The sequence below is a fragment of the Nesterenkonia ebinurensis genome (assembly GCF_008711175.1).
GTDB classification, from domain to species: Bacteria; Actinomycetota; Actinomycetes; order Actinomycetales; family Micrococcaceae; genus Nesterenkonia; species Nesterenkonia ebinurensis.
The window spans coordinates 62,986-74,447 of the sequence record NZ_VWNF01000011.1; the positions used below are offsets into that span (position 1 = coordinate 62,986).

At 63.5% G+C, this 11,462-nt stretch carries 10 protein-coding genes; 2 read left to right on the forward strand and 8 right to left on the reverse strand.

What is annotated here, in order from left to right; translation table 11 throughout:
• Window positions 1-3 precede the first annotated feature (3 nt).
• Window positions 4-2,190 carry a TRAP transporter permease gene (locus F0311_RS04135; protein ID WP_150460695.1) on the reverse strand — a complete coding sequence of 729 codons (2,187 nt, stop codon included), beginning with the start codon at window positions 2,188-2,190 and terminating at the stop codon, window positions 4-6.
• A complete protein-coding gene (locus F0311_RS04140) occupies window positions 2,187-3,206 on the reverse strand; it encodes a TAXI family TRAP transporter solute-binding subunit (protein WP_150460696.1) in 1,020 nt (339 codons plus the stop codon). Before F0311_RS04140 ends, F0311_RS04135 begins: the two co-directional genes overlap by 4 nt.
• Before the next feature lie 217 nt (window positions 3,207-3,423).
• Between F0311_RS04140 and dapD the strand changes: the two genes are divergently transcribed.
• On the forward strand, window positions 3,424-4,386 hold the full coding sequence (dapD, locus tag F0311_RS04145; protein ID WP_396897418.1) for a 2,3,4,5-tetrahydropyridine-2,6-dicarboxylate N-succinyltransferase: 963 nt from the start codon (window positions 3,424-3,426) through the stop codon (window positions 4,384-4,386).
• A gap of 10 nt (window positions 4,387-4,396) precedes the next feature.
• Complete coding sequence (locus F0311_RS04150) at window positions 4,397-5,485, forward strand: hypothetical protein (protein WP_150460698.1); 1,089 nt, start codon at window positions 4,397-4,399, stop codon at window positions 5,483-5,485.
• A 105-nt stretch (window positions 5,486-5,590) separates the two neighbouring features.
• Here the strand turns inward: F0311_RS04150 and F0311_RS04155 are convergent, their stop codons facing one another.
• The 6 genes from F0311_RS04155 to F0311_RS04180 form a co-directional block, all read right to left on the reverse strand.
• Window positions 5,591-6,142, reverse strand: a complete 552-nt coding sequence (locus F0311_RS04155) for a PDDEXK family nuclease (protein ID WP_150460699.1) — start codon at window positions 6,140-6,142, stop codon at window positions 5,591-5,593.
• Window positions 6,143-6,743: 601 nt separating this feature from the next.
• Window positions 6,744-7,721 carry an alpha/beta fold hydrolase gene (locus F0311_RS04160; protein ID WP_150460700.1) on the reverse strand — a complete coding sequence of 326 codons (978 nt, stop codon included), beginning with the start codon at window positions 7,719-7,721 and terminating at the stop codon, window positions 6,744-6,746.
• A gap of 234 nt (window positions 7,722-7,955) precedes the next feature.
• The gene (locus tag F0311_RS04165) at window positions 7,956-9,239 is read right to left on the reverse strand and encodes a citrate synthase (RefSeq protein ID WP_150460701.1); all 1,284 of its coding nucleotides are present in this window, start codon (window positions 9,237-9,239) and stop codon (window positions 7,956-7,958) included.
• A gap of 68 nt (window positions 9,240-9,307) precedes the next feature.
• Window positions 9,308-10,414: a succinyldiaminopimelate transaminase gene (gene dapC, locus F0311_RS04170; RefSeq protein ID WP_150460702.1), complete on the reverse strand. Its 1,107-nt coding sequence runs from the start codon at window positions 10,412-10,414 to the stop codon at window positions 9,308-9,310.
• A 144-nt stretch (window positions 10,415-10,558) separates the two neighbouring features.
• Window positions 10,559-10,882 (reverse strand): ferredoxin, encoded by a 324-nt coding sequence (gene fdxA, locus F0311_RS04175; protein WP_150460703.1) that lies wholly within the window; start codon window positions 10,880-10,882, stop codon window positions 10,559-10,561.
• 8 nt (window positions 10,883-10,890) lie between these two features.
• Window positions 10,891-11,460 (reverse strand): hypothetical protein, encoded by a 570-nt coding sequence (locus tag F0311_RS04180; RefSeq protein ID WP_150460704.1) that lies wholly within the window; start codon window positions 11,458-11,460, stop codon window positions 10,891-10,893.
• Between the last annotated feature and the right edge of the window lie 2 nt (window positions 11,461-11,462).

Below are 11,462 nucleotides of genomic sequence, written 5' to 3' on the forward strand. Positions count from 1 at the left end.
CGTTCACTTGGTGGCCGCAGGGGCCTCCGGGATCTCCATCTCGAGTTTGTCCCCGGAGCCCATATCTGCTTTGTGGCCGCGGGCACGCAGCACGGCCTGGATAGCCACGCCGGCGGCCACTACGGCCAGGCCGATGCCGGAGACCACCACATCCGGATAGACGAGCATCACCCCGCCCAGAAATAGCAGAATCCGGTCCACTGCGGTGCCGTGTGCGATCAGATAACCGGCCAGTCCGGAGGCGACGCCGATCATGCCCAATACCACCGTCAGCAACGGAATGATCATCTCCGTGAACGTGCCCTCCAGTAGCAGCGCTGGTTCCAGAATGAAGGCATAGGGGATCAGGAATCCGGCGACTGCGATACGTAGGGCGGTGACCCCGGTCCGCATCGGATTGGCTCCGGCAATGCCTGCACCGGCAAAAGCCGCCAGACAGACTGGTGGTGTGACATCGGCCAGGATGCCGAAGAAGAACACGAACATATGGGCCGCGATCAGCGGCACATCAAAGTTCTGGTACAGGATGGGGGCGGCCACCGTGGCGGTGACTACGTAGTTGGCGGTGGTGGGCAGGCCCATGCCCAGGATGATGCAGGCGATCATCACCATGACCAGCACCAGCAGGAAATTGCCACCGGCAATGTCCACAAGACCTCGCCCGAGCTGTCCGCCGAGCCCAGTGGTGGTGACAGTGCCGGCCACCATGCCTGCGGTGGCACAGGCCGCGATCACCGGCAGGGCAGTACGCGCGCCGGCGATGAGCATCTGCAGCATCACATAGATCAGGGAGAGGACCAGTTTGCCAACTTCCTCAGGGGTGGACTTGCCCTCCTTCTGAGCCTGAACAAGCACCGGGACCATATGTTCGAAGATCGCTCGGAGCAGGCTCAGCGCCACGGCGGTACCGATGCCGAAGAGCGCAGCGCGCATGGGGCTGGCTCCGCCGAGCAGGGTGCTGATGATGACCACTAGTGGCAGCAGCATATCGATCCGGGTGAGGATTGACTTCCAACTGGGCAGCTGGTCGGGAGCAATGCCCTTGAGCTCATTGCGCTTGGCCTCGAAGTGCACTGAGAGGAAAGCCCCGGTGAAGTAGAGAGCCGCAGGAATGATCGCGATGACGATGAGCTCGTTGTACTCCAGGCCGGAGATGTTCTGGGCCATGATGAAGGCAGCTGCACCCATGATCGGCGGGACCATCTGACCGCCGGTGGAGGCGGTGGCCTCGGTGGCTGCCGCGACATGGGGCTTGAAACCGGCCTTCTTCATGATCGGAATGGTGAAGGACCCGGAAGCCACAGTGTTGGCCACGGAGGACCCGGAGATCATGCCCTGCAGGCCCGAGGCGGCCACTGCTGCCTTGGCGGGGCCGCCGCTGAACCGGCCTGCCGCCCGGAAGGCGAGGTCATTGAAGAACTGGCCGATATTGGTACGCAGCAGCACCACGGCGAAGAACAGGAACAGGAAGATGAAGTTAGAGGAGACTTGGATCGGGGTGCCGAAGACGCCCTGCCCCGAGGAAAGGAACATATTGGTGGCGAACTCGCTCCAATCCTGGCCGCGGTGGCCCCAGTCCCCGGGCATCACTGCATTGGTGGCAAAGAGCGCATAGGCGATGGCCGCACCGGCCACCACCACAATGGGGATGCCCACGCAGCGGCGGGTGGCCTCCAGGACCAGGATCACACCCACTGAGGCGATCAGGATGTCGAAATCGCTGTGCCCCACCAAGTTGATCCGTGGCGAGACCAGGTATTCGTAGCGAAAGAAGATGTAGAGACTGCAGCCGGTGGCGGCCGCGGCCAGCACCACGTCATACCAGGGAATGCCCCGATGACGCCCTACCAGGATGTCCAGAGGGGTGGGCCTGCCCTGCTGCACCCGCAGCAGGCGCTTTGAAGCGGGGTAGAGCAGGAAGATCAGTGCCAGTGCCCCGGCCACATGCAGTGACCCATGCATCCAGGTGTTGTAAGGGCGGAAGAAGGCTGCGTAGAGGTGGTATGCCGTGAAGGCGACCGAGATGCCCCCCACGAGCCAGCCCCACCAGCCCAGCTCCGTGCGGAACCGGCTGGAGATATCGTGCTCGCGGAGGACCTCTTCGGCCTTCTCCTCAGCCGCAGCCCCGGGTGCAGCATCCGGTGGGAATGCCGAGGCCCGGGGCTGATCGGCTGCGGAGCGTGGTGTCACGGCAGGTCGATATCGTTCTCTTCATAGTACCGCTCAGCACCGGGGTGCAGCGGGATATCGCCGATGCCGTAGAGAGCCTCTTCGATGTCGATGTTCTCGCCGACCTCGATGGTCACCTGGTCTGCGTTGTCGAACAGAGCGGCGGTGATGTCGTAGGCCAAGTCCTCGCTGACCTCAGTGGTGGAGGCAACCAGGGCGGCGAACACCGAGATGGTGGTCACATCCTCGTCGATGGCGTCGTAGGAGTCAGCCGAGATGGTGTAGGCCTCGAAGAACCCTCCCTCGGCGATCTCATCGGCGTCGCCCTCATCCAGTGACAGCAGGGTCACATCAGTGGTGGAGGCCAGCTGGGTCAGCCCGGCCACCGGCACACCGGAGACGAACATCGAGGCATCGATCTGCCCGTCAGCGAGCATCTCGGTGGAGGCGCCGAAGTCGGTCTCCTCGGGGGTGTAGTCGATCTCGTAGAAGTCGAGAATGGCGTCAGAGATGGCACGGGTGCCGGATCCTACATCCCCCACGGCGATGGTGGTGCCCTCGAGGTCCTCGACGGACTCGATGCCGGAGTCCTCGCGGACAATGATGTGCATGGCCTCCGGGTAGAGGTTGGAAATCCAACCGACGTTGTCCACGACCACGCCCTCCAGGTCTTCACCCAGCTCACCGATCACTGCGTTGGCTGCGGTGTCATTCTGGGAGAGCGCAAGCTGGGACTGGCCCTGCAGGATCTGACCCAAGTTGTCCAGCGAGCCACCGGACTCCACATAGTTGACATTGGCTTCGGTCTCTGCGGAGAAAATCTCGGAGAGCTCGCCGGCCAGCGGGTAGTACACGCCGGAGGTGCCGCCGGAGGCGAACTGCAGATCGGTGAGGAAGTCCTCCTCGTCACCAATCTCCGGCTCAAGCTCAGCACCGTTGTCGGTGCCATTGTCGTCCCCGTTGTCATCACCGCAGGCGGCCAGCGCAGTCAGCGCGGCCACAGCAGTCATCGCTGTAAGTGTGCGACGGATAGTCATAGGATTCCTCCTGGTCTGGTGCGATTACGGGTCAGCGGGGAGGGCCAGCCTTGGCACAGGCTTGTGACAAGCATCTCCCCCGCTGAACCTATTGTGTGATCACACTAAAGCAGGTCAGCGCGATTCGGCCACCCCAGGGTTGCTCTGAAACACAAACGTAACCTTCTTCCACCCCTTAAAACCTGCCGGTGACAGAGCTCCGACACGGAACCGTAGGATGGTATCCATGACTTCGCAGCCTCGTATCGCCTCTGGACATGGACTGGCCACTGTTGCCGCTGACGGCACTGTTCTGGACACCTGGTTCCCCTCCCCTGCGCTGGGTCCCCTGGCAGACAATGATGATGCCCAGCTGGACTCTCAGCTCAAGGCTGCTGAGGACGAGGATCCTGACCGCGGCGTCGTCCTCAAAGCCGTCTCGGTAGAGAGCAATCTGGATGAGCAGGCCACCAGCACCGAGGATGTGTGGCTGCGCCTGCACCTGCTCAGCCACCGGCTGGCCAAGCCCAACACCATCAACCTAGAGGGCATCTTCGGGCACCTGGCCAATGTGGTGTGGACCAACTTCGGGCCAGCCCCGGTGGCCGGCTTCGAGCTGACCCGGCTGAAGCTGCGCTCCCGCGGCCATGTCACCGTCTACGGGATCGACAAGTTCCCTCGCCTGGTGGACTATGTGACCCCCACCGGGGTGCGGATCGCCGATGCCGACCGGGTGCGCCTGGGCGCCCATCTCGCCGAGGGCACCACCGTGATGCACGAGGGTTTCATCAACTTCAACGCCGGCACCCTGGGCACCTCCATGGTGGAAGGTCGAATCTCCGCCGGGGTGGCAGTGGGCGACGGCACCGACGTAGGCGGTGGTGCCTCCATCATGGGCACCCTCTCCGGGGGCGGCAAGGAGAAGATCACCCTGGGCGAGCGGGTGCTGCTGGGTGCGAACTCCGGCGTGGGCATCAGCCTGGGCGATGACTGTGTGGTGGAGGCCGGGCTCTACGTCACCGCCGGCACCAAGGTCACTGTGCTGGATGAGGAAGGCCAGGTGCGCGGCACCGCCAAGGGCGCGGAACTCTCCGGCTCCACCGGACTGCTGTTCCTGCGCGACTCGGTCACCGGCACGGTGCAGGCCCGGCCGCGGAAGAACCAAAAAGTCAAGCTCAACACCGCTCTGCACACCAACTGAGGCTTGAACGATGAGTCCCTTCCGCAGACCGCGCCGCCAGCAGGTGGTCACCCGTCCGATGGCCCGCCGCCGTCGCCAGCGCCGCACCGTGACCGCCCTGGGTGTCACCACCGCACTGGTGGCCGGGGCCTCCTACGGCACTTGGCGCTACATCGATGAGAACGAGTTCCTGCTCGATGAGCGCTGCGAGGTCGCCGTGGGAGATGCTGACCATGAGCTGACTCATCAGCAGACGCATAACGCCGCACTGCTGGCTGCCACTGCCGCAGACCGGGGACTGCCCCCTGAGGCGGCGATCCACGCGGTGGCCATCTCCCTGCAGGAGACCGAGCTGACCATGCGTGAGGGGGACCAAGACCCCGGCTCCCGAGTGCTGTTCGCTCGCGGGGCCCCGGACTGGACCGCCCAGGGGGATGTGGTTCCGGTGGAGGTCACCGTCTCCGGGTTCTTCGACGTGCTCCAGGACTCCTGGGAGGAGGGCCTGGAGGCCGCAGCGGAGGAAGAACCAGAGGAGGACGGGGAGGAGCCTGATCCCACCTGGGAGCCGGAGATGCACCTGGATGAGGCTGCCGAGGTGCTGGACCGTCCGCATAATGCCCAGTTCTACCCGCGGCACGCTACCCAGGCGCGGGCGTTCGCCTGGCCGCTGGCAGGCCAGCAGCAGGTGGGGATGACCTGCCACCTCTCCCAGCTTGAGGTCCCTGGCCCTGATCCTGCCGGTGTGGCTGATGAGCTGGTGGCCGTGATGCCCCACGCCCTGAACATCCCGTTCACCGAACCTCCGGAGGAGGATGAAGGCAACGGTCAGGATGAAGATGCCGAGGAGTTTGTGCCGGAGCCGGTGCTGGACGGCGTCGTCGTAGTCTCCGGAGCCGGTGCAGAAGCTGCGGTGAGTGTGGCGGTGCCTGCCGCTGAGGGAGACTACGACTACCAGTGGCTGGTGGCGCACTGGGCGGTGGCCGCCGCCTATGACTATGGCATTCAGACGGTGACTTCAGCGCCCTACCGCTGGGACCGGGACTCCGCCCGCTGGGAGCGGCTTGATGAGGATGATCCCGCCGCCCCCGACACCGTCGAGATCGGTTTCAGCCGGGACTGATCCCCTCAGCTCACCTCTTCTACTTATGTGTTCGGTGGTCATCCACGACGACGATTCGGGCCTAAAACTGGGTAAAACGTCGTTGCACGTGGCCACCGAACGGGGTCACCGTGACCATCCGCGCTGGCGCAGGGCCCGCTCTATCTTGGCGACTGCGGCACGCCCGCTGTGACGCATGTGATCCTTGGTAATCCGCACCTCAATCCAGCCCAGAGCTTCAGTTCGTTCGGTACGCAGCACATCCCGGCGCATCTGTTCTCCGGAGTGATACGCTTCACCGTCGTACTGAATCGCGATCTTGTACTCCCGGATGGACAGGTCAGGCTGCACCACCTTCCGGCCATTCTCATCGTCAAGCCATACGTTGACCCGCATCTGCGGCAAACCCCGTTCTTCACACAGGAAGCGTAGAACGGTCTCCTGCGGCGAATCAGATCCTGGCTGTGCGCGGTGTAGGGCTTCAGCTGCGGTCCGCACCCCATTAGCTCGACCACGCAGGGCCAATACAGCTTGAAGCTCCTCCCGGGTAGCCAGCGGTTCAGCCCGTTCACCGTACTCAATACGCCCTTGCCTGATGACTTTGTCGGTCAGAACCAGGGCGTCCAGCAGAGAACTCGTCAAGGCCAGATCACTCCAGGTCCATGCGGGACTGGTCATCGGGATCTCGTGCCATAGTTGTCGATACTCATCAGGAACATCACTGCGGTGCCCAATCACATTCGGGCGCCTGATACGAGAGGCACCCCGAGGACTCGTAATGTGAAACGGGGGCCTCAGAGGTTGACTGATGAGCCCGTATATACAGGCTGCGCTCTGATGGCTGATCACACAATTCTGGCCAGCAGTAAGTGCTTGGAGAACAGCGAGCATGGGTTCGGTCTCGGCTGGGCCATAGAGGCCCCGACCCAGGTGCAACAGTACTTTGTTATACGTGGCGTGACGGATGTTCTGTGCTGTGAGACGCTCGGCAAGCTCGCGATAGCTCATACCGCGCTTCGGTACGGGGTAGCTGACGGGACGTCTGCGACGTGACGGTCGGGGCGGAACTGCTGTGCTCATCCTCTCAGCGTGCACTGGCACCCCGCCCTCGGGGCAGCTCAGCGTCAAATCTGGGGAGAGCCCGGCGTGGCGTCATCGTCGTCCCTCATCTGGGGAAAACTTTGCGTTCGGTGGTCCTCCACGACGACGATTCGGACCCGAAACAGGGCAAAACGTCGTTGTAGGTGGCCACCGAACGGTGTCGAAGCAGGGGCAAGCATTAGCTCCGCTGCAGCAGACGGGCAATGTGCCGGGTGTTGGACTCACGCCACGCTGCGACCATTTTCGGTCCACCGTGTCCTTCGTCCTCCACAAGGATTAGCTCGCTGCCCGACCAGGCCCGGTGCAGCTGCCACACGGTTGACGCCGGTCCACTGATGTCCCGGCGGCCGTGGATTAGCGTCGCAGGAATGCCGCGCAGCAGACCGATGCCGGCCAGAATTGGCGGATCGAGGAAGCCATGATTGCTCCAATAATGCGTCACCAGTCTGGCGAAGGTAAGGCGAAACCTCTGGTTCTCCCATCTGGGGTCGCGCGGCACAGCCGGGACTCCGAGCGAAATATGGGTGTCTTCCCATAGTGCCCACTCCTCCGACGCGGCGTCGCGGACCGCTGCATCAGGATGCTGCAGCAGCCTGGCATAGGCGGTGACCAGAGGAAGGCCGCCGCCACGCTGATAGCCAACCCCTGCCTGCTCAGCATGGTGGACCAACCGTTCCCAGGCCTCAGGGAAAATCGCACCGACAGCCTCGGTGATCCACCGGACCTCAAAAGGACTGGTAGTGGTCACCGCCATCAGCACAAGGCCCGAGACTCGGTCTGGATGCGCCCGGGCATAGGCTAGGGCAAGCGTTGAACCCCAAGAGACACCATTGACTAGCCACTGCTCAACACCCAGATGCTCGCGCAACGCTTCAATATCTGCGATGAGGTGGGATGTCGTGTTCAGACGCAGATCGTAGTCCGGGTCGCTGGCTGACGGTACGGAACGACCGCAACCCCGTTGGTCGAAACCGATCAGCCGTACCCTATTCAGGTCAAACTTGTTGCGGTATCCGCCTGCGCCCAAGCTGCCGCCTGGCCCACCGTGAAGATAGAGAGCAGGAACGCCATCACAGTGCCCGGATTCCTCCCAGTACACATTGTGGACATGGTCCACAGTGAGCCAGCCCGAGGCTGAAGGCTTTGAAAGAACCACGTCTCGAGACTAACCGCTAACTCCTACGATGGCCTCTTGCGACGACGATTCGGACCCGAAACAGGGCAAAACGTCGTTGTAGGTGGCCATCGAACGAAAAGTAGGAAGGGAGCTCCGAGCACAGACCGAGCCGCGGAAGACTCAGCCCGGATAGTTGCCGTTCACCGCCCGCCCACGGCACCGCTGCACGGATGCCGCGAGACACTGAGCGGCTCTCTTACCGCGCTCGCCCACCTAGGCGGGGTAGTCCCGCTCGCCGTAGCCGGTGTAGATCTGGCGGGGTCGGCCGATCTTGGTGGTCCTGTCCCCCATCATCTCTCGCCACTGGGCGATCCAGCCGGGCAGTCGGCCTAGGGCGAAGAGCACGGTGAACATCTTCTCCGGGAAGCCCATGGCCTTGTAGATCAGGCCGGTGTAGAAGTCCACGTTCGGGTAGAGCTTGCGCTCCACAAAGTAGTCATCCTCCAGGGCTACAGCCTCCAGACGCTGGGCGATGTCGAAGAGCTCATCGTCCCCGCCGAGCTTGGCCAGCAGCTCATCGGCCAAGCCCTTGACGATGCGGGCACGCGGGTCGTAGTTCTTGTACACCCGGTGGCCGAAGCCCATCAGCCGGATGCCGGCTTCCTTGTTCTTGACCTTGGTCATGAACTCCTCAGGCTTCATATCCGAGGCCTGGATCTCGCGCAGCATCTTCAGCACCGCCTCGTTGGCCCCACCGTGGGCCGGCCCGTAGAGTGCGTTGACCCCGGCAGAGATGGAGGCGAAGAGGTTGGCTTGGGCCGAGCCCACCAGCCGCACCGTGGAGGTGGAGCAGTTCTGCTCATGGTCAGCGTGCAGGATCAGCAGGATGTCCAGAGCCTTGGCCAGATCCGGGTCCACCTCGTAAGGCTCAGCGGGCACCCCGAAGCAGCCACGCAGGAAGTTCTCCACCAGGTTCAGGCTGTTGTCCGGGTAGAGCATGGGCTGACCCACGGACTTCTTGTATGCGTAGGCGGCGATAGTTGGCAGCTTGGCCAGCAGTCGGTAGGTGGAGCGCTCCACATGCTCAGGATCGAACGGATCCAGCGAGTCCGGGTAGTAGGTCGACAGTGCTGAGACCGCCGAGGAGAGCACCGGCATCGGGTGGGCATCGCGCGGGAACCCGGAGAAGAAGTTCTTCAGCTCCTCATGCAGCAGGGTGTGCCGCCGGGTCACGTTGTCGAACTCAGCGAGCTCCTGCGCGGTGGGCAGCTCGCCATAGATCAGCAGGTAGTTGACCTCCAGGAAGCTGGACTTCTCAGCCAACTGCTCGATCGGGTAGCCGCGGTAGCGGAGGATCCCCTCAGCGCCGTCAATGTAGGTGACCGCCGATTTGGTGTTGGCGGTGTTCATGAAGCCGGGATCGTAGGTGACCGCACCGGTGGTCTTCAGCAGCGGAGCGATGTTGAGCCCGTCATTGCCTTCAACGGAGTCCTCCACCGGAAGCTCAAGGTCATGGCCCTGGTACTCCAGACGCGCTGGGGTGGTCTGCTCGCTCACTGGCTCTCCTTCACGTTTGAGGACATACGAATGTCACAACACAAGTAAACCTACCTTGTCGGAAGGCTCTAAGTTAAACGCTGTGCTGCCGAGGCTATACGTTCGTCGGTGGCGGTGAGAGCCACCCGGATGTATCCCTCACCGGCCTCGCCGTAGAAGACCCCCGGGCCCACCAGGATGCCGCGCTCTGCCATCCGCTGCACCAGCTCCCAGGTGCTGGCAGGGTGATCCGAGTCTTCGCGGCACCAGAGGTAGAGCCCCGCCTGGGAGTGCTCCACAGCGAACCCAGCAGCCTCCAGAGCTGGTAACAGCTGCGCACGACGCCGCCGGTAGGCCTCCCGCTGCACACCTACGTGGGCATCGTCGCTGACTGCCGCTGTCAGAGCGGCCTGCACCGGGGCGGGCATGATCATTCCGGCGTGCTTGCGGGTGTTCACCAGGTTGGCGATCAGCTCTTCGCAGCCGGCGGCGAAGGCGGCCCGGTAGCCGGCCAGGTTGGACTGCTTGGACACCGAATAGACCGCCAGCAAGCCTTGGTGGCTTCCACCGGTGACCTGCGGATCCAAGATGGAGGGCACTGCCTCCACGTCCCAGGACAGTTCGGCGTAGCACTCATCGGAGGCCACCACTGCCCCGATGCGGCGGGCGAGCTGGACCATGTCAGCCAGCCGGGCGGCGTCGTCGACCTTTCCGGTGGGGTTTCCCGGGCTGTTCAGCCAGATCAGCTTCACCCGGCTCAGTGTCTGCTCGTCCAGACCGTGCAGCTCGTCGGCGGCCAGTGCTTGGGCTCCGGCGATCCGCGCACCCATCTCGTAGGTGGGGTAGGCGATGCGAGGGTAGACCACAATGTCCTGCGGTCCCAGGCCCAGCAGCGTGGGCAGCCAGGCGACCAGCTCCTTGGAGCCGATGGTGGGCAGGATATTCGCCGGGTCCAGGTCCGGTACTCCGCGGCGTCGGGCGAACCAGGCGGCGATCGCCTCGCGAAGCTGCACGGCTCCATGGGTGGTGGGGTATCCGGGCGCGTCTGCGGCATTGGCCAGGGAGTTCTGGATGATCTCCGGGGTGGGGTCAACGGGTGTGCCGATGGAGAGGTTGACCACGCCATGCGGGTGCTCGGCGGCCAGCTGGCGGTACGGGGCCATCGCCTCCCAGGGGTACTCGGGCAGATTCAACACCTAAGCTCTCCTCCCACCCATCGCTCAACTCCCACCCACCGACGTTGAGTGCATGATCTGTGCAGTATTTCTGCCCGGTTTCCGTCCAAACTAGTGCACAAAACATACACTCAGCGAGATGAGGGATTGCGCGGCGGGCTAATGTTAGTCATGCTCTTGAGGCGGCAGGGCCTGGATGACCTCATGGTCCTTAGGGATCAGGCCGAGTTTGGCGGCCCCGCCGGGCGAGCCGATGTCGTCGAAGAACTCCACATTGGCCCGGTAGTACTCGCTCCATTCCTCGGGCAGATCGTCCTCGTAGTAGATGGCCTCCACGGGGCAGACCGGCTCACAGGCGCCGCAGTCCACGCATTCGTCCGGGTGGATGTAGAGGGCGCGCTCGCCCTCGTAGATGCAGTCCACAGGGCATTCGTCGATGCAGGCCTTATCCTTGAGGTCCACACAGGGCAGTGCGATCACGTAGGTCATAGTGGGACTCAGTCTACCGGCCCGGCGGCCGGTGGTTTACGAGACGAGCGTGCGGCGTCGGCCACAAGAACCCATTTGACTATCAGCATCCCGATAATGGTGGTCACTGCGCAGCCCAGCCACCAGACCAGCGAGGCGATCACCGGTCCAGGCAAGGTTTCGAAAGCCACCGGGGAGTAGGGCACCACCAGCTGGTCGGGGCCGGGCCACAGGTAGGCGATGGTGGCCACGGTGAAGGTCGCGGTGCCCATCAGGGTCGGCTCGGCCAGAGAACGTGAGGTGGTGCCGACCCAGACCAGGCCCAGCAGCAGGATCAGCAGCCCCAGCGCAGCGCCCCAGGGGATGACCAAGCCGGAGTCCACTTCACCGATCATCCAGATACTGCCGTGCAGCAGAGTGCCCAGAATTCCCAGGACGACGCCGCAGAACAGGCTGATCCCCAGTATCACCGCACGTGGCAGCATGGGTCCTTCGGGGCGTGGCCGCTGCTGCTGGACGCCGTGCAGGGAGGCGGGGTTGGGATCGCCTGCCGGAAGAGGCTGCTGGTGGGCCTGGTGGGAGGACTGCTGGGAGGTCATGC